At 34.5% G+C, this 19,591-nt stretch carries 18 protein-coding genes; 10 read left to right on the plus strand and 8 right to left on the minus strand.

Going from position 1 to position 19,591, the window contains the following annotated elements:
- The first annotated feature begins 10 nt into the window (after nucleotides 1–10).
- The 3 genes from IWX83_RS13840 (at nucleotide 11) to IWX83_RS13850 (ending at nucleotide 5,113) form a co-directional block, all read left to right on the plus strand.
- On the plus strand, nucleotides 11–3,679 hold the full coding sequence (locus IWX83_RS13840) for an SNF2-related protein (protein WP_196830479.1): 3,669 nt from the start codon (nucleotides 11–13) through the stop codon (nucleotides 3,677–3,679).
- A gap of 268 nt (nucleotides 3,680–3,947) precedes the next feature.
- A complete protein-coding gene (locus tag IWX83_RS13845) occupies nucleotides 3,948–4,655 on the plus strand; it encodes a YqjF family protein (protein WP_073351500.1) in 708 nt (235 codons plus the stop codon).
- A gap of 5 nt (nucleotides 4,656–4,660) precedes the next feature.
- Nucleotides 4,661–5,113, plus strand: a complete 453-nt coding sequence (locus IWX83_RS13850) for an SRPBCC family protein (RefSeq protein WP_073351503.1) — start codon at nucleotides 4,661–4,663, stop codon at nucleotides 5,111–5,113.
- A 105-nt stretch (nucleotides 5,114–5,218) separates the two neighbouring features.
- Here IWX83_RS13850 and IWX83_RS13855 read toward each other — a convergent pair whose 3' ends face one another.
- Nucleotides 5,219–6,031, minus strand: coding sequence for a hypothetical protein (locus IWX83_RS13855; protein ID WP_073351505.1), 813 nt, complete (start codon nucleotides 6,029–6,031; stop codon nucleotides 5,219–5,221).
- A gap of 147 nt (nucleotides 6,032–6,178) precedes the next feature.
- Here IWX83_RS13855 and gcvP point away from each other — a divergent pair, with 147 nt between their 5' ends.
- The 6 genes from gcvP (at nucleotide 6,179) to IWX83_RS13885 (ending at nucleotide 13,560) form a co-directional block, all read left to right on the plus strand.
- Entirely contained in the window at nucleotides 6,179–9,028 is a 2,850-nt protein-coding gene (gcvP, locus tag IWX83_RS13860) for an aminomethyl-transferring glycine dehydrogenase (protein ID WP_196830481.1), read from the plus strand.
- Between the two features lie 281 nt (nucleotides 9,029–9,309).
- The gene (locus IWX83_RS13865; RefSeq protein WP_196830483.1) at nucleotides 9,310–10,368 is read left to right on the plus strand and encodes a 3-oxoacyl-ACP synthase III family protein; all 1,059 of its coding nucleotides are present in this window, start codon (nucleotides 9,310–9,312) and stop codon (nucleotides 10,366–10,368) included.
- A gap of 231 nt (nucleotides 10,369–10,599) precedes the next feature.
- On the plus strand, nucleotides 10,600–11,124 hold the full coding sequence (locus IWX83_RS13870) for a methyltransferase (RefSeq protein WP_196830484.1): 525 nt from the start codon (nucleotides 10,600–10,602) through the stop codon (nucleotides 11,122–11,124).
- Nucleotides 11,124–11,972, plus strand: a complete 849-nt coding sequence (locus IWX83_RS13875; protein WP_196830486.1) for a glycosyltransferase family 2 protein — start codon at nucleotides 11,124–11,126, stop codon at nucleotides 11,970–11,972. Before IWX83_RS13870 ends, IWX83_RS13875 begins: the two co-directional genes overlap by 1 nt.
- Nucleotides 11,973–12,052: 80 nt before the next feature.
- Nucleotides 12,053–12,802, plus strand: coding sequence for an ABC transporter permease (locus tag IWX83_RS13880; RefSeq protein ID WP_066081144.1), 750 nt, complete (start codon nucleotides 12,053–12,055; stop codon nucleotides 12,800–12,802).
- Nucleotides 12,799–13,560 (plus strand): ABC transporter ATP-binding protein, encoded by a 762-nt coding sequence (locus tag IWX83_RS13885; RefSeq protein WP_073351517.1) that lies wholly within the window; start codon nucleotides 12,799–12,801, stop codon nucleotides 13,558–13,560. The genes IWX83_RS13880 and IWX83_RS13885 overlap by 4 nt, the downstream gene beginning before the upstream one ends.
- 4 nt (nucleotides 13,561–13,564) lie before the next feature.
- On the opposite strand, the gene IWX83_RS13890 is transcribed toward IWX83_RS13885, so the two are convergent.
- Complete coding sequence (locus IWX83_RS13890) at nucleotides 13,565–14,167, minus strand: SprT-like domain-containing protein (RefSeq protein WP_066081151.1); 603 nt, start codon at nucleotides 14,165–14,167, stop codon at nucleotides 13,565–13,567.
- A 12-nt stretch (nucleotides 14,168–14,179) separates the two neighbouring features.
- Nucleotides 14,180–14,857 (minus strand): SDR family oxidoreductase, encoded by a 678-nt coding sequence (locus tag IWX83_RS13895; RefSeq protein ID WP_073351521.1) that lies wholly within the window; start codon nucleotides 14,855–14,857, stop codon nucleotides 14,180–14,182.
- 130 nt (nucleotides 14,858–14,987) lie between these two features.
- On the opposite strand from IWX83_RS13895, the gene IWX83_RS13900 reads away from it, so the two are divergent.
- A complete protein-coding gene (locus tag IWX83_RS13900; protein ID WP_196830488.1) occupies nucleotides 14,988–15,566 on the plus strand; it encodes a GNAT family acetyltransferase in 579 nt (192 codons plus the stop codon).
- Here IWX83_RS13900 and IWX83_RS13905 read toward each other — a convergent pair.
- The 5 genes from IWX83_RS13905 to IWX83_RS13925 are packed head-to-tail and all read right to left on the minus strand — an operon-like array spanning nucleotide 15,559 to nucleotide 19,472.
- A complete protein-coding gene (locus IWX83_RS13905) occupies nucleotides 15,559–16,530 on the minus strand; it encodes a M20/M25/M40 family metallo-hydrolase (protein WP_196830490.1) in 972 nt (323 codons plus the stop codon). The genes IWX83_RS13900 and IWX83_RS13905 overlap by 8 nt on opposite strands.
- Nucleotides 16,531–16,582: 52 nt before the next feature.
- Nucleotides 16,583–17,236, minus strand: a complete 654-nt coding sequence (locus IWX83_RS13910) for a hypothetical protein (protein WP_196830493.1) — start codon at nucleotides 17,234–17,236, stop codon at nucleotides 16,583–16,585.
- Nucleotides 17,237–17,240: 4 nt separating this feature from the next.
- Nucleotides 17,241–18,275, minus strand: coding sequence for a D-alanine--D-alanine ligase (locus IWX83_RS13915; RefSeq protein WP_196830495.1), 1,035 nt, complete (start codon nucleotides 18,273–18,275; stop codon nucleotides 17,241–17,243).
- Between the two features lie 10 nt (nucleotides 18,276–18,285).
- Nucleotides 18,286–18,996: an NRDE family protein gene (locus IWX83_RS13920; RefSeq protein WP_196830504.1), complete on the minus strand. Its 711-nt coding sequence runs from the start codon at nucleotides 18,994–18,996 to the stop codon at nucleotides 18,286–18,288.
- Complete coding sequence (locus tag IWX83_RS13925; RefSeq protein ID WP_073351530.1) at nucleotides 18,984–19,472, minus strand: hypothetical protein; 489 nt, start codon at nucleotides 19,470–19,472, stop codon at nucleotides 18,984–18,986. Before IWX83_RS13925 ends, IWX83_RS13920 begins: the two co-directional genes overlap by 13 nt.
- Nucleotides 19,473–19,591 lie beyond the last annotated feature (119 nt).

Genomic DNA, 19,591 nt, shown 5'->3' on the forward strand with positions numbered 1-19,591 from the left:
AAGTTTAAAAATGGAGCTTACCGACCTAAAATTAATACAAGATTATTTAAAAGAAAATAGTATTGCAAGTTCTACGGCTAATGCAAAAAACATTAGCCCTACGCTTATTAACGTATACTTTGGGCAATATGAATTTGAATATCTTGGCGGCGCAACTAAACCGTATCAAATAGAAATTAATATTGCTAATCCTAAAAAAATTGAGTCTTATTGCAGTTGTCCTTACGATCACGGAGGTGTTTGCAAGCATATAATTGCAGCTCTTACTGATATTAGTAAAGTCATTATTAAAAAAACAAATAGTATTTTGCACGATTTAAATGATTTTACAGCAACCCAGAAATTACCTTTAAATCAGACACATTTAGAAAACGAACTCCTTTCGGATGCCGTTCTCTCGCAATTTCCCTCGCGTTATACTAGTTACTATGACCATCAGCTACAAATTAGCAATGCGTCACAATCAGAGGTAAAAACAATGTTTTTAGATTGGGGAAACCATGAACAAACCATAAGCTATGATAGCGAAACTAAAATTTTAAAAACGCGTTGTACTTGTTCTAAAGCAGAAAAACCATGCGATCACATTGGTATTAGTTTGCGGATTATAAAAAAGAAATTGGGCGAAAATTTCTTTAATACAAATTATTTACCGCAAAAAATTGAAGCATTTTTAAAACCATATCAGATAACCGATAACGCGGAAATTGGAAAAATATTCGATTTTCAAATTACAAAAAAAGGATTTGAAGCAACTTCAAAATATAAAAATATCCAACAAGGATTTCAAGATCTTTCTAATATTTACGCGAATGAAGCGGTTGAGCTAAGCGCTAAATTACCCATGTCAGATCATTTTGATCATGATTTTGGACTGGGAATATATTTTGGATTTAGAGCAAAAAAATTAAAGGGTATCTTTCCTTTTCAGGCAAAGTACAACAAGGCTAAAACCGATTTTGCATCGAGCATTTCCGACCTTAACTATTACAGTATCGGAGAATCTATGCACTTATTTCTTAATGAAAATAATGATGCGGTAATCATAAAATCGCTACAGCTAAACGACCTAATTTCCAGCTATGAATCAAAAAGAGAAATTGGTTACTTAACAAAAGCATTTGAACATTTAGAACTTTTATTACCATTATGGAAAACGCTCTTGATATATAAACATGAAGACAAAGTCAGTCTGACAAGGAAAAATCTGGTGTCCACAAAAATAGAGGATATCAAAATAAGATTGTTTTTTACTCTTAGCGAAAATGAATATTTTTACAAACTAAAAGCAAAAATAGCAATTGGAGATAAAGATTTTAACCTTAACAGTACAGCAATAATTGTGAGTTCGTTGTTTATATTTTTTCAGGGTAATGCTTATCCCATTCCAAATGCCAATGTTTCTGCACATTTAAATAGTTTCGCTAATCACTCTGAAATTAATTACTTCAAAAAAGATGTGCCCAATTTTATTGAAAAAGTAATTTTACCGTTATCTAAAAAATTTGAAATTCAAACTACCATTTTCAAGAAATCTAAAGCCAAAATAGAAAATGAAAGTATTGAAAAACAAATCTACATGTCGGATTTAGAAGGACATTATATTGTTTTTAAGCCTGTAATTCAGTATGGCAAAACGCTCGTACCAGTATTTTCAAACGAACTGTTATTAGAAGCCACCGAAGATTCAAAAATCACATATCAAGACCGTAATCAGTCTTTTGAGGATAATTTTATAGAAGAATTCAGAAGCCTCCATCCAAAGTTTGAAACTCAAGAAAGTATGTTTTTCCTCACACCCGAAGAACTTTTCGAGAATTACTGGATGTTACACGCCACGGAAAGAATGAAGCAATTAGGCATCACTGTTTTTGGAGCCAATGAATTGAAATCATTCAAATTTAATTTGAACAAACCCGTAATCCGAGTCAATTTAAAATCGGATATTGATTGGTTTGATATTGAAATCGACATTAGTTTTGGCAATCAAAAAGTAAACATTAAGGAGTTACAGAAGGCCTTTTTGAAAAAATCAAATTATGTTGCGCTTGGTGATGGAACACTGGGAATTCTTCCAGAGGAATGGATGAAAAAATTTGCTAACTATTTCAAGACTGGTGAAGTCAAGAAAAACGGCATAGAAATGTCGAATTATCAGTTCGGAATCATTGAAGAACTGTATGAGGAAATGGATACCAAACCTGCATTTCTGGAAGAGCTGTACAACAAGAAAATGCGTTTACAAAACATTTCTGAAATTGAAACTATTCCAATTCCAAAAGGGATAAAAGCAAAACTCCGAGATTACCAACACCACGGACTAAACTGGCTCGCTTTTTTAGATAAAAACCAATTGGGCGGTTGTTTGGCAGACGATATGGGATTAGGGAAGACCTTGCAAACTATTGCATTTTTACAACATTTGAAAGTGACAAATCCTAAGAATCAACCTTCCCTAATTATTGCTCCAACCTCATTAATTTTTAACTGGAGAAATGAAATAGAAAAGTTTTGTCCAACCCTGAAGATGCTTACTTTTACGGGTGGAAACAGACTTGAAAATAAAGATAATTTCAACAAGTACGATTTAATTATTTCCACTTATGGCTCTTTGCTGAACGACATTGCGTTTTTGAAAGATTTTAAATTTAATTATATTGTTTTAGACGAAAGTCAAGCGATAAAAAACCCAAATTCGAAGAGATACAAAGCCGTCAGATTGTTGAATTCGTATAACAGAATTGCACTTACGGGAACACCAATAGAAAATAACACTTTTGATTTGTATGCACAACTTAACTTTTTGAACCCTGGATTACTGGGTAATATGACGCATTTTAAAAATAATTTTTCGGATGCCATAGACAAAGAAAAAGATGTTGACGCTTCGCAAATTTTGAGTAAAATTATTACGCCTTTTATGTTGCGAAGAACCAAAGAACAAGTTGCCACCGAATTGCCAGAAAAAACAGAAAGCATCATTTTTTGTGAAATGGAAAAAGAGCAACGTGCGGTTTACAACACCTTCAAAAATAAATACCGTGATTATTTAATGAATAAAATTGATGAAAATGGCGTCGAAAAATCACAAATTTACATCTTAGAAGGTTTAACTAAACTCCGGCAAATTTGCAATTCGACCGCGCTAATTCCGACTGATGAGGACTTTGGGAATTATTCGGTAAAGCTCGAGGCATTAATGGAAAACATCAAAGAAAAAACGGGAAATCATAAAATTTTAGTTTTTTCACAGTTTGTCAAAATGCTTCAAATCGTAAAAACGAGACTAGAAGAAGACCACATTCATTATGAATATTTAGACGGAAAAACGTCCAACAGACAAGAGCGAGTCGAGAATTTTCAAAATAATGCCGATGTTCGGGTCTTTCTCATTAGCCTCAAAGCTGGTGGAACCGGACTAAATCTAACCGAAGCAGATTATGTTTTCATTTTAGATCCTTGGTGGAATCCTGCCGTTGAAAACCAAGCCATTGATCGCTGTTATCGCATTGGACAAACCAAAAAAGTAATGGCATACCGCATGATTTGTAAAGATACAATCGAAGAAAAAATTGTTTCATTGCAACAAAAAAAGAAAAATGTAGCTTCGAGTATTATTTCGATCGACGACGAGAAAAAATCGTTTGATATTAATGAGGTAAAGGAATTATTTCGGTAGTTCCGATTCCTAAAATACTTTGCTTATTTTTCGAAAAAAGACACTTATAATAAAAAAGTAACACTAAAAGTAACGAAATGTACTTTTCGAAGCGAAAATAAAATTGACGATAGCACTTTACGAACGCTTTAAAGAACAAGATCCAAAACTGGAAGCTTTATTGAAAAAAGTGAAATTGTTTAATCATAAATTTCTGAAAACCAAAGTACAATGGTTCGGATTCTTTGATAAATTTTAGAATAATTAAAAAAATAAAACCTACAATAAAATGAGTTTTTTAAAAGCAGAGTGGAATAATTTAGCCATGATTAATTATGAGGTTGATCCTCAAATTTTACAAAAATATGTCCCAAAAGGAACCGAACTCGATTTTTGGAACGGCAAATGCTACGTCAGTTTTATTGGGTTTCTTTTTGAAAAGGTGCGTGTTCTAGGAATCAAAATTCCCTTCCATAGTGATTTTGAGGAAGTCAATCTTCGGTTTTATGTGAGGCGTTTTGAAAATGGAGTATGGAAAAGAGGGGCCGTTTTTATAAGCGAAATTGTTCCGAAATACGCCATTTCATTTATTGCCAATACGTTTTATAATGAGCACTACAGCACGTTACCCATGAAACACACTTTAACAGTCAATGAAAAGTCAAGAGAATTTATATACCAATGGAAAGTCCGTAACAATTGGAATACCATTCATGTAACAACGGACAAGACGCCCATTGCAATTGAACCGGATTCAGAAGCTGAATTTATTACAGAACACTACTTTGGGTATACCAAAATAAATGAAAATGAAACTTTTGAGTACCAAGTCACACATCCCAGATGGCAACAATTTGAAGTAACGAAGAATAACTCTAAAATAGATTTTGAAGGTGTATACGGGAAGGAATTTGCATTTATTGCTAATTTAGAACCAACTTCCGTATTTCTAGCTATTGGCTCCAAAATAACTATTGAAGACAAACGAAAATTATAATTTTAATGACCCGAATAAAAATTAGGACTAAAATAAATGCCCCAATACAAACTGTTTTTGATATTTCCAGAGACATCGATGTACACCAAAAATCAGCTAGTCCTACAAAAGAAACGGCTATCGACGGCATCACTTCCGGCTTGATCAACTATAATGAAACAGTGACTTGGCGCGGAAAACATTTTGGTTTTTACCTGACTCACAAAAGCCGAATAACCGCCATGAACTTATACGATTATTTTGTAGATGAGATGGAGGACGGGAAATTCAAATCATTCCGACATGAACATCTTTTCATAGAAAAGAATGGCCTGACAGTAATGAAAGACAAAATACATTATGAAGTTCCTTACGGTGTTTTTGGCGAATTATTTGATTTTTTGTTTCTAAAAAATCACATGATAAATTTCGTTTTGGCAAGAAACAAGGTGTTGAAAGAATTAGCTGAAAGCAAGTAATTTACAAAAAGTGGACAATATGAAGTAACGTATTGAACCACTAAAATGACCCTCTTCACCACTCTTTCAGTGCTATTGACGAACGCACGCACCACTATTTACTTTTTACCCTAAAACCAGCAACATCCACCAGACGATTGGAATACTTTCTACCCAAAAAGAGGTGTAATATTTCGATCGTTTATCATTGGCAAAAATTAGAAATAATGAAATCATAATCACTAGCAGCAAGTTGACTACTAATTGGTTTTTATCAAAATTACTTTTTAAAAATTCCAAAAAATAAAAAGGAAGCAAAAGCAACAGTCCTAATAGTTTGGTTCGCCTCACCCCTATTTGTTGTGGAACGGTTTTTAAATGCGGATCATCGTTTGCCAAATCAATGATTTCAAAAACAAGCACCAAAACAAAAATAAGAATAAACCGTTGTAAACATTTTAGATAAAAATCTGCTGTTATAGGTATCTCCGCATTTAATATGGGCAAACCCAAAGTCACTCCTACCCAACACAGAGCCACAATATAAATTTTTACCCCAGCCCAATTTCTAGCATTCCTTTTAGTAGGAAAAAAAGGAAGTGTATATAATAATGTGATACTTAAAAAAATAACAGCTGCAATTTGAGTAACTCGTTGCAATTGAAAAAAATAATAACCTACTAAAATAAAACAACAAAAACTAAACAGCGCAATTGCTTTTAGTTCGTTCCGCATTTGAATTTTTTTTGCTCGGGCTAATGCATCGTATTTAACAAAATTGTATCCAACGACAATTCCAAAAAAAGCAAAGTGTGCAATGGAGTCCTCATAAGAAATGTGGAACATGTGTTGGGTCATTCTTACTAAGGCATAGCACGATAAACCCACGTGAATACTGCCTTTAATATAAAAATCGATTATTAGTTTAAAAACCCTCATTAGACAAAATTAATCAAAGTGTTAATAAGAACGGCTTTTAGTTGAAAAATTCACAGAAAATCACGTTAAAAAAGGCTATTAATAGCATATTAATATTTAATTTTACAGCCTTTTAAAACAAGAAACACACAACCCATTTTATATACAATGAAAACAGACGCTTTTGCATTAAGACACATTGGCCCAAGAGAAAATGATTTAGAACACATGTTGAAGACAATTGGCGCAGCAACTCTGAATCAATTGATTGATGAAACTATTCCAAGTGACATTCGTTTAAAATCGGATTTAGATTTAGAACCGGCAATGACCGAATATGAGTTTGCAAATCACATTCAAAAATTAGGAAATAAAAATAAAGTTTTTCAATCTTATATAGGCTTAGGATACAACGCTGCAATTATTCCTGCAGTAATCCAAAGAAATGTTTTTGAAAACCCAGGTTGGTACACTGCTTACACACCGTATCAAGCAGAAATAGCCCAAGGTCGTCTCGAAGCGATTTTGAATTTTCAAACCATGGTTATCGAATTAACTGGAATGGAAATTGCTAACGCTTCCTTATTAGATGAAGGAACTGCTGCTGCTGAAGCTATGGCGCTCCTTTTTGATGTGCGTTCCCGTGATCAAAAGAAAAACAAAACGAATAAATTCTTCGTTTCCGAAGAAATATTTCCTCAAACTTTATCGGTTTTACAAACGCGTTCCTCTCCAATTGGAGTTGAATTAGTAATTGGAAATCATGAAGAATTTGATTTTTCATCGGAATATTTTGGAGCAATCCTTCAATATCCTGGAAAATTTGGACAAGTTAACGACTACACTGATTTTATCGCAAAAGCTGCTGAAAACGAAATTAAAGTAGCGGTTGCTGCTGATATTTTGAGTTTAGTAAAATTAACTCCTCCAGGAGAAATGGGCGCTGCAGTGGTACTTGGAACTACACAACGTTTTGGAATTCCGTTAGGTTATGGCGGACCACATGCAGCTTATTTTGCTACAAAAGACGAATACAAAAGAAGCATGCCAGGCAGAATCATCGGTGTAACAGTAGATACAGATGGAAATCGTGCACTACGTATGGCACTGCAAACGCGCGAGCAACACATTAAAAGAGACAAAGCAACCTCAAACATTTGTACTGCTCAAGTTTTATTATCCGTTATGGCTGGAATGTATTCTGTGTATCACGGACCAAAAGGCTTACAGTATATTGCTGATAAAGTACATGCATCTGCAGCAACTTTAGCAAATGCATTAGAACAATCAGGGTATCAACAAACGAATACCGCTTTCTTCGACACCATTGTTGTTAAGGCTGATGCCAAAAAAGTAAAAGCGATTGCCGAAGAAAACGAAATTAATTTCTACTATATAGACGACAATACGATTTCAATTTCTTTAAATGAAACGACAAGCATCACTGATTTAAATAAAATTGTTGCTGTATTCGCTTCTGCAAATGGGACTGCACTGACTCTGATTGAAACACTATCTGAAACCAATCATTTTCCAGAAAATGTAAACAGAACATCTACTTTTTTAACGCACGATGTTTTCAACAAATACCATTCTGAAACCGCTTTGATGCGCTACATCAAAATGCTAGAAAGAAAAGATTTAGCCTTGAATCATTCCATGATTTCTTTAGGTTCATGCACCATGAAACTGAATGCAGCTTCAGAAATGTTGCCTTTAAGTATGCCACAATGGAATAACATTCATCCTTTTGCACCATTGGATCAAGTACAAGGATACCAAGAAATGTTAGCTAAACTAGAACAACAGTTAAATGTAATAACTGGTTTTGCTGGAACAACATTACAACCTAACTCAGGTGCGCAAGGAGAATATGCCGGATTAATGGTGATTCGTGCTTACCACCTTTCAAGAGGAGACCATCATAGAAACATTGCTTTAATCCCATCATCGGCGCACGGAACAAATCCAGCATCGGCAGCTATGGCAGGAATGAAAGTTGTTGTTACTAAAACATTAGAAAACGGAAACATTGATGTAGACGATTTACGAGAGAAAGCTATTTTACACAAGGACAACCTCGCTTGTTTGATGGTAACCTATCCTTCCACTCACGGTGTATTTGAAAGTGCAATCAAAGAAATTACACAATTGATTCACGATAATGGTGGACAAGTTTATATGGATGGTGCTAATATGAATGCTCAAGTTGGATTGACAAATCCCGCAACTATTGGCGCTGACGTATGTCACTTGAATTTGCATAAAACATTTGCTATTCCTCATGGCGGTGGCGGACCAGGTGTAGGACCTATCTGTGTGGCACCACAATTAGTTCCCTTCTTACCTACAAATCCAGTGATACCAACAGGCGGAGAAAATGCAATTACTGCAATATCTGCTGCTCCTTGGGGTTCTGCATTAGTTTGTCTGATATCTTATGGTTACATCTGTATGTTAGGTGCCGAAGGTTTGAGACAATCTACGGAATATGCGATTTTAAATGCAAACTATATCAAGGAAAAATTAAACGGTCACTACGACACGTTATATTCAGGAGAAATGGGTCGCGCAGCACATGAAATGATTATTGAATGCCGTCCATTTAAAGAAAAAGGAATTGAAGTAACTGATATTGCTAAACGATTGATGGATTATGGTTTCCATGCACCTACAGTTTCCTTCCCAGTTGCTGGAACAATGATGATTGAACCAACAGAGAGTGAAAACTTAGAAGAATTAGATCGTTTTTGTGACGCGATGATTGCCATAAGAAAAGAAATTGAAACGGCTACTTTAGACAATCCAAACAATATCTTAAAAAACGCACCCCACACTTTAATGATGGCCACCACAGACAACTGGAATTTTCCTTACAGTCGTGAAGCCGCAGCCTTCCCATTAGAATACATTGCCGAAAATAAATTCTGGCCTACCGTACGTAGAGTCGACGAAGCGTATGGAGATAGAAATTTAAATTGTTCCTGTGCGCCAATTGAAGCGTATATAGAAAGTTAAATTGCAACTTAAAATGTCTCGAGAAATCGGGACATTTTTTTTTGACTTCAAAAATAAAAGTGAATTAAAATACTTTTAATTCAAAATTTAAAAAAATCACTTTTTTTCGCTTAAAAGATTTAAGAAATAAATATCACACAAAAACTTCAATTTCGTAATAAAATAATCAAAATTTTTGCCAATAAGTTATTATTTCGTAATTATATGCATGCATAGTAAATTTTGTAGCTGTAATTATTTTTTAATGATTAAATTAGCCTAAAATTTGGAAAATTAACGCAATGAAAATAAAAATAGCTGGAATAGGAAGCTATATTCCTGAGAAAAAAGTAAGTAATACAGATTTTAGCGAACATGTTTTTTTAAACGAGGATGGAACAGCTTTTGGCTATCCAAATGAAATAGTCATCAATAAATTTAAAGGCATAACTGGAATTGAGCATAGGCGCTATGCTGAAGATCATTTAAACTCCTCCGATCTAGCTTTTTTAGCTTCTCAAAAAGCCATTAAAAATGCTGGAATTGACCCCGAAACAATCGATTACATCATCTTCGCTCATAACTTTGGCGATGTAAAATACGGCACAACCCAATCCGACATGCTTCCAAGTTTGGCTACCCGTGTTAAACATAAATTACAAATAAAAAATCCAAAATGCGTCGCGTATGACATTCTTTTTGGATGCCCAGGATGGATTGAAGGCGTACTTCAAGCCAATGCATTCATCAAATCTGGAATGGCAAAGCGCTGTTTGGTTATAGGTTCAGAAACGTTATCCAGAGTAGTTGATGCTCATGATAGAGACTCCATGATCTATTCTGATGGCGCAGGAGCTTCTATTATTGAGGCTTCAGATGATGAAACGGGATTATTGGCCTATGAAAGTGCCACTTATGCAAATGACGAAGCAGGCTATTTGTTTTTTGGCAAATCCTACAATCCTGATTTAGACCCAGACACCCGCTATATAAAAATGTACGGGCGCAAAATATATGAATTCGCTCTTAATCACGTTCCAGCAGCCATGAAAAGTTGTTTAGACAAAAGTGGATTAGGTATTGACGATGTGAAAAAAATACTCATTCACCAAGCCAATGAAAAAATGGATGAAGCCATAATCCACCGCTTTTACAAACTTTACAACAAGTCAGTTCCTAAAGACATTATGCCTATGAGCATTCATGAACTAGGAAATAGCAGTGTGGCTACCGTTCCTACTCTTTTTGATTTGTTAATTCGCGGCGAAATCCAGAATCAAGAAATACACAAAGGGGATGTTATGATTTTTGCGTCTGTAGGAGCAGGAATGAACATCAACGCATTTATTTATAGATATTAATTTGTAGTAGGAGCTATTCCTGCTGTACATTACAATTCCTCACTACAAAACTTGTTTTTCTAGGGTGCAAGAAAGCTTCTTTTAGTCGCTTTTTGCACCCTGAAAAACTACCTTTTGCCGCTCCGGGATTTTCATTTCCATCAGGGCTAAAAAACAATACCAAAAAACACTTTTATTACTATATTTGTGGCTTCATTCCCGAAGCTTGAGGATTGCGCAAAATAAATAAACATGTACGAGAAAACGTTTCCCAATAAAAGATTCAAACATACTTTAGAATTTCTAAAAAAACACGTGTCAAATTCAGAGACCATATTAGATTTAGGTGTTGAAAACCCTTTTTCTAAAATCATGAAGGCAGAAGGTTTCAATGTTAAAAACACAACTGGTGAAGATTTAGACCTAGATCAATCAGTATTTCAATCTGAAAGAACGACTGTGGTAACTGCTTTCGAGATCTTTGAACATCTTTTAAATCCTTTCACTATTTTAAGAGAAATAAAATCCGAGAAACTATTTATATCCATTCCCATGCGTCTTTGGTTTTCCCCAGCCTATAGAAGCAAAACAGATTTATGGGACAGACATTACCATGAATTTGAAGATTGGCAACTCGATTGGCTTTTGGAAAAAACCGGTTGGAAAATAATAGATCGAGAAAAGTGGACCAATCCGGTAAAGAAACTTGGAATTCGACCATTACTTCGAAAATTCACACCAAGATATTATATCGTTTATGCCGAAAAAATAAAATAATGAATTACTACATTGTCATTCCGGCGCATAACGAAGAAGATTTTATTGCTTTAACGTTAGATTCTTTGATTTCGCAAAGCGTTTTACCTAAAAAAGTAGTTGTTGTCAATGACAATTCAACAGATAAAACGGCCCAAATTGTAACTTCTTTCGCTAAAGAAAATCCGTTCATTACTTTAGTTAATAAGAGTTCTGAAGCGATACATTTGCCAGGGAGCAAAGTCATTCAAGCTTTTCAAAAAGGCTTTGAAACATTGGACGACAATTACGATGTCATTGTAAAGCTAGATGCAGATTTAATTCTACCCAACAATTATTTTGAAACTATTTTAAATACTTTCGAAAAAGATGCCACCATAGGAATGGTTGGTGGATTTGCGTATATCGAGAAAAATGGCTCTTGGATTCTAGAAAATCTAACTGATAAAGACCACATTAGGGGCGCCTTCAAAGCCTACAGAAAAGAATGTTTTCTACAAATAGGCAATTTGAAGCCAGCAATGGGTTGGGATACCGTCGATGAATTACTCTCGAAATTTTACGGATGGAAAGTCGTTACGGATGCTTCATTAATTGTAAAACATCTGAAACCAACCGGAGCAAACTACAACAAAACAGCCCGATACAAACAAGGAGAAGCATTTTATACTTTAGGCTACGGATTCCTTATCACTTCCATAGCTTCGGCAAAACTAGCGATAATGAAGAAAAAACCGCTGCTTTTTATAGATTACATCAAAGGTTTCTGGAAAGCTAAAGCGGCCCAAACGCCTTTATTAGTAACAACCGAACAAGCAAAATTCATTCGAAAATACCGTTTGAAGAAAATGAAACAAAAGCTTTTTTAGCCAACAAAATCAAAAAACTGCTGAACCAAAAGAGATAACTCCTAACATTTTTTGTAATTTAGCCCATATTCGCAAAACTTATGATGCTCATTCGCTATATAACGCAAATAGGAAGATACTTCTTAATGCTGAAAGAAATTTTCAATAAACAAACCAAATGGTCTGTAATGAAAAATCTTATTTTCAAGGAAATTGATGACTTAATTATCGATTCTCTTGGTATTGTTGCTTTCATTTCTTTCTTCGTAGGAGGAGTTGTTGCCATTCAAACAGCATTAAATTTAACGAATCCTTTGATTCCTAAATACCTTATTGGCTTTGCAACCCGACAATCCGTAATATTAGAGTTTGCTCCCACTTTTATTTCCGTTATTATGGCTGGGAAAATGGGTTCCTTTATCACTTCAAGCATAGGAACGATGAGGGTTACGGAACAAATTGATGCCTTAGAAGTAATGGGGGTAAACTCCTTAAATTATCTTGTATTCCCAAAAATAATAGCCTTATTGTTATATCCATTTCTTATTGGAATCGCTATGTTTCTAGGCGTTCTCGGTGGATGGATGGCGGGTGTTTATGGCGGCTTTATCTCAAGCGCTGAATTTATAAATGGAACTCAAATGGACTTTATTCCGTTTCATATTGTTTATGCCTTCATAAAAACATTAATTTTTGCCATGCTATTAGCAACCATACCTTCATTTCACGGCTATTACATGAAAGGTGGCGCACTTGAAGTAGGGAAAGCGAGCACCGTTTCCTTTGTTTGGACATCCGTTTCCATTATACTTTTTAATTACATATTAACACAACTGTTACTAGGCTCATGATAGAAATTAAAAATATAGAAAAATCATTTAACGGAAACAAAATTCTTAAAGGCATTTCGACCGTATTTGAAACTGGAAAAACCAATTTAATTATTGGACAAAGTGGCTCTGGAAAAACAGTTTTATTAAAAAGTCTTTTGGGTATTCACACACCTGAATCAGGTCAAATATGTTTTGATGGAAGAATTTACTCCGAATTAGATCCTAATGAAAAGAGAGAGCTTAGAACGGAAATTGGAATGGTATTTCAAGGAAGTGCTCTGTTTGACTCGATGACTGTAGCTGAAAATGTTGGATTCCCATTACGAATGTTTACCAAAGACAACAAAGCTAAAATAAAAGAACGTGTTGATTTTGTGCTAGAAAGAGTAGCATTAACAGACGCACATGGAAAATTACCTTCTCAAATTTCTGGAGGGATGCAAAAACGTGTTGCTATTGCTCGTGCCATCGTAAACAAACCTAAATACTTATTTTGCGACGAACCTAACTCTGGTTTAGATCCCAATACAGCAATTTTGATTGATAATTTGATCAAAGAAATCACGGAAGAGTACAACATCACAACAGTCATAAACACCCATGATATGAACTCTGTGATGGAAATTGGAGAGCGAATCTTATTCCTTAAAGACGGTTTAAAAGCTTGGGAAGGAACTAAAGAAGAAATCTTTAAAACAGATAATCAATCGGTTGTTGATTTTGTTTATTCTTCTAATTTATTCAAAAAAGTAAGAGAAGCGTATTTGAAAGAGTAAAAACCTAGCTTGATTTCAACAACTCCACCTCAGCATTGGGATTGAATAAATACGTTTTTCCAGAACTCATTTCAAGGCATTCAAAACGTTTGGTTCTAACGGCTATTTTCTTGAAAATCTTTCCATTTTGGATTCGGAAAACACTGCCGTAAGGAATTTCAAAAACGTAATTTTTATCATTTTGCTGATCAAATTGCTTCAGTGCCAAAGCCAAATTAGCATCTGTATCGCTGCTGGCTGTTGGATTTTTGAAATGTCTCGCCAGTAAAGGCAATAAATGATTAGGAAAAATCTCCGGACGAATGTATGGAATCATTAACCTTTGGAAAGAATATTTCCATTCATTTCCATGCGGCTTAATGTTTCGCCCAAATTTCTCAAAGGCCACCAAATGCGCAATCTCATGAATCAAGGTGATCAAAAACTTGTATTTATTCAGGTTTGAGTTTACCGTAATTTCATGCTTTCCATTCAGTCCTTTTCGATAATCTCCATGACGCGTCTGGCGCTCGTTGACAATCTTAAGATGCACTTGATTGGCAACAATAAGTTCGAAAACGGGTTTTACCGCATGCTCGGGAATGTATCTGGCTAAGGTTTCGCTCAAAACAAATAGGAGTTACGGATTAGTTGAAGAAACTTGCAACACTTTTCCATTGAAATATTTATTACCGTTCAACGTAAAATCATAAATATAATTTGCCATTTCACTTGCTGATATAGGTGCTTGATAGCCTGGAAAAGCTTCAGCTAGCATTTCAGTTTGCACTGATCCTAACGCTAAAACGTTGAATGAAATTCCACGATCTTTGTATTCTTCTGCCAGTAATTCTGATAATGTAATCACGGCTCCTTTACTCGAACTATAAGCCGCCAATCCAGCAAACTTCAAACTTCCCTGAATTCCGCCCATAGAACTAATCGTTACTACATGGCTTCCTTTATGTAGGTACGGCAAACAAATACGTGTCAAATTAGCGACTCCAAAGACATTTACTTTATAGATATTTTCGAAATCCTCTTGGGTTGTTTCTAGAAAAGGTTTCAACAATAAACTTCCTGCGTTATGAATGACGGCATCTACTTGTTTCCACGACTTAGAAAGAAAACTACTTACTCTATCTAATTCCAATTCATTGGATAAATCAACCGAAAGACAAGTAATATTTTCGTTCCCCAATAACGCCTGAGGAATTTTTCTAGAAATAGCAAGCACCTGATGACCGGCAGCTGCAAATAGCAAGGCCAATTCAAATCCTATCCCCCTACTTGTTCCTGTGATAATAATATTTTTCATGAAACAAAAATAAACAAAACCAACAAAAAAGTACTGCTTTACGCCAAGATTATTACGGCAATGAAATTAAAATTTTATTATAAAATTCATTATTTTTGATTCAAAATCCTAACCATCGAATTATCAGAAAATGAGAGAAATTATCACATTCCAAATCGCAAAAATAAGTGATATTGAAGGCGTTTTGGCACTACAAGATTTATACCTTGTCACTAATTTATCCGAAGAAGAAAAAGCTTTTGGATTTGTTACCACGCCATTTACAGTACAACAACTTACCGAAGTTATCCAAAAAGAAGAATTGTTCCTAGCAAAAGATAACAACAAAATCATTGGGTATATTTTTGCCGGTAGTTGGGAATTCTTCAATCAATGGCCCATTTTTAACTATATGAATTCCCTTTTTCCCAAACTAACTTTTTTAGATTTTAAGATCACTACCACCAATAGTTTCCAATATGGACCCGTTTGTATTCATAAGGACTACCGTGGAAAGGGATTAATAACTTCCCTTTTTGAGTTAATGAGAATAAACCTGTCGCAAAAATACCCTTTGAGTTTGACCTTCATTAACAAAATTAATATCCCCTCCACCAAAGCGCATACCGAAAAGCTAAAATGGACTATTATAGGCGATTTTCAATTCAACACTAATGACTATTATATTTTGGCTTATGATATGAAGCAATCCGTTTCTTATCTTATTTAAGCATTATTATTTCTTGAGTAGGTGTGTTTGCCATTTGTGCTACAGCAGGCAATAATTCTTGTATAAAGGATGTCATGTGTGGAATGTCCATTGCTTTAAAATCATCTGAAACATGATGATAGAATTCAAAATTCTCAAAATCGAAAGTACTAACCGATTGGCAAGGAACTTTGAAAACATCATAAAAAGAGAAGTTATCAGATCTGTAAAAGAGTTGAAATTCAGCTTCCTTTGGAAGAAAACCAATCGTGTTTTTTCCAGTATATTCATTTATTTTCCCAGCCATATTCGACTTATCAAAACCCGTAATATAAGCTAAATAATCTCTTTTCATTGGGACACCAATCATCTCAATATTGAACTGCGCATAGAGTTTAAAATCCTGTGCTTTCAATTTCTTGGCTAAATGTTTAGACCCTAATAATCCCTTTTCTTCTCCTGTAAAAAACACAAAAAGAATGCTACGTTTATTATTTTTGGCACTACTGAAATACTTTGCCATTTCGGCAACTGCGGTTGTTCCTGAGGCATCATCATTGGCACCATTATTAATAAAATCTCCATTCACCCCTTTTTTATCTATTCCAATATGATCATAATGCGCGCTTAGAATTATAAATTCATTTTTTAGAACAGCATCAGTACCTTCAACATAACCAACAACATTAAACGCAGTACCCTTGAAAGTGGAAAGTGTATCCCGATACGATTTGAAATAGGGCTTTACCCTATTATCTTTAAAAAATTGCTCTAAATAATCCGCAGCTTTTACCATCCCTGCTTGTCCAGTTTCCCTTCCTTCCAATTCATCTGAAGCTAAATATTGTAACGTTTTAGCAACATCCTTTTGCTGCACCGTATACGCGAGATGCGATGGAACACTATTTGCAGCATCCTTTACAACTACAGAAGAAGGTTTGCAACATAAGAAAAGAAATGGGAGTAAAAGAAAAAGTTTTTTCATAATTGAAAAGAATTAGTATTAATAAAGACAGCTGTGAATTAGAATTACACTTTTATAATTCCGTTTTATTTCGATAATGTTTTCTATAAACTTTGACTATTTGAACAACAGCCAAAACCACAAAAAAGAACGGAATTACGACTGGGATTACATACATAGAAAAGCTACTTGTATTTTGAGCTAATGTGTTTAAAATCAAAATTAAACCAAGCATCCCCATAAATGTACCTACCAAAGTTCCTGCAATATAATACACTTTGTCTTTATTTACAATTGAAATATAATTCCCATTCATCAAATAGAGATTCCATCCGGTCCAAAATGGTACTTGAAGAAAATTAATAGCGCTCAAAAAAACACCAATTAAAAAAGGAGAATACGTCGCATATTTTTCTACTATTCCTTGTTGTTCTATTGGCTGATTAGCGCTAGCAAAAAACGAATACGCTAAAATTAAGAGAAAGAAAATAGCACAAAAATCAATGATCTTCATTAATTTCTTATTACTAACCAATTGCTTTGCAAATTGTAATGTAAAATAAATCACGAACATCTCCACAAAAATGACTCCAGCTAAAAACAAAAACAAGCTATTAATGCCAAGTTTGACATATATTTCGAAACCGATCAAATTCAAATATCCTAACGGTATGGAACCAATAAAGCTCACTAAAAAACCAATAAAAATGTTCTTTAATTCCTTCATTACTTTAAAAATTTACAATTTTATTGCTTTGTTCTAAGTGCATTTTATATTCTTTCATGCCTTCCTTATGCAGTAAATAGCAAGCACCCTTTTTATGGTTCGCTGCGCTTATTTCATACATATACGTAATATGCCGTGCGAGTTCTTTCCAAGCAAAAAACAAAGAATGCTTTGGGTCGTATATGTGAGTGGGTTCACTCCCAGCGCCATTTAGTTCTACAACTGAAAAATTAAGTCCTTGCTCCAGTTCTACGATAGTATGGTACATTACATCCAATCTACCAAAATAGAAACCTGGAATTTGCAAACACATTTCGTTTATAGTCTGTGTTAATTTTGGAGTTATCCAATGACTTCCATCAATGAATTTTGCGCCTCGAGCATGATTCCCATAAGGCACCAAATTCAATTTCTCCCCTACAGGTAGAATATCGAGTAGTTTTCGACCATATTCCTGCTTTAAAACGGGCAGTTGTAATTCATATCGCGGATTTTCTTTAATCAATTCTTCTACCGTTGAAAAGCCGTCACCAATGACAATCAGAAATTCCTTTGATACGATACCTGTAATTCTACCCGTTTTTTCATGAGGATAACGAACATAGAAAATGCCAACTTCATTATCAAATGGAATTAAATCCTGAACCACATAATCGAAATTTGCTTTCTGTGTATATTCTTCTAAATCGGCTATTGAATTGATTTTTTTTACTGCAGAACCACGCAGACCTATATCGGGTTTTGCAATCAAAGGGTATTTTATTTTTGCTTTTGTGATAACATTCAAAACGTTTTGAAGATCAGTTCCCTCTTTTATTAATTCCGTTTTCGGGAAATACTGTTGTGGAATCAAATCGTAAATTTCTTTTTTGGACTCCATCATAAAACCTCCATTCTTGATGGTTGGATTACAGGCATTGAAGAAAAAAATTGACTTTGCCTTGAGGGAATAATAGGACCATAAAAAATAAATAGGAATATATACAATCTGGAAAGGCCAGTATTCCCAATGCGTAATTTTATGAAAAAATAGTTTCATACTATAGTTATTAAACGGTGATAAATGACGAAGAATACTCCTGTTGGGCAATCAAATCATAGTGAAAGATACTGACTTTGTTATTTTCTAACACGGATTGTGTGATGCTTAACGTTTTCAACTCGTCATTCCTATTAATCACAAGGCCGTTTTCATTATTTCCGGACTCCGTGTGGCGATGAAAACCATACATTGTTGATACTGAAATCTCCGAATTCTGATCCACAAAAGTATGAAACCAATTCGAGCGTTTTTCTCGAATGGCCAACGGATATAAAGTAGATGATGACCAAATGTGATTTTTTTTAATATCCAAAGATGTGGTTTCTTTCTCCTTTCCGTTCCATCGCAATTGAAAAAGCATCTTATTTTGAAACAAAACTAAAGTAAACGGTTCTATCTTTTCTAAATCAATGTCGTTCCAGAAATCCTTTGGCGAAAAGCTGCTGATCACATCTAAAACAACCAAACCCCTACTTTTTCGATACGGCAGTTGTACTTTATGCTTTTCATCAGCGCCATTTAACAGCACTAAAATCGTTCCGTCTGCTCTAGTAACAAACCAAGTTCCACCTGCTAACGGATCCTTTGGAAAAATAAGATCATTCCCATTTATTGTATAGAGTCTAGGTGGAATAGCGCTAGGTCGCACTATTTTTTCATCCCGATTAGAGGTAATGATAATTTTATCCTTTGTGGTTACAAAACTTACTGTGCACATTGCTTCCTATATTCTATTGTAGAGCGAGCAACACCAAAATCAGGATTAACAGTAACGGTTTCACATTGTAAAATAGCTACTTTTATCAATGCTTGATGATGAATACAATGTTCCAAATTATAAAGTAACTCTCTAAAATAATTACTTTCAATCCAAATTTCTTCGTCATCAATAACTTGTAACAGCTCAATTTTCTTATTTTTTTTATCCACATTTTGTTGAATCATCACAATATTTTCGATAGCAAAAGCAGTATCCGTTTGAATGCGACTATTTCGTTCTCTAGTATCATAATTAACAACACCACAATCATATCGATTTTCTAAGCACTGAAACATCTCAATAATATGTCTGGTGTGTTCTCCAATAGTTGCATTACTTAATTCCGCACAAGAATTTGAATATTCTTTTTGGGACAATTGATTCAGCAAATCAATTAGTTCATTTAAGCTATTTTTAATAGAGGGTATTAGCATATTTATATTTTAAATCAACAAATTTGAGCCGACAGTTTTATCTTATAAACCACGATATTGCAACAAAGAAAGGGAATTAGTACCAAAATAAAAAGTACACTATCCCCATTTTAACTTCA

Origin of the sequence: Flavobacterium sp. CG_9.1, from assembly GCF_015751645.1 — a bacterium.
In the GTDB taxonomy this organism is placed as follows: Bacteria; Bacteroidota; Bacteroidia; order Flavobacteriales; family Flavobacteriaceae; genus Flavobacterium; species Flavobacterium xanthum.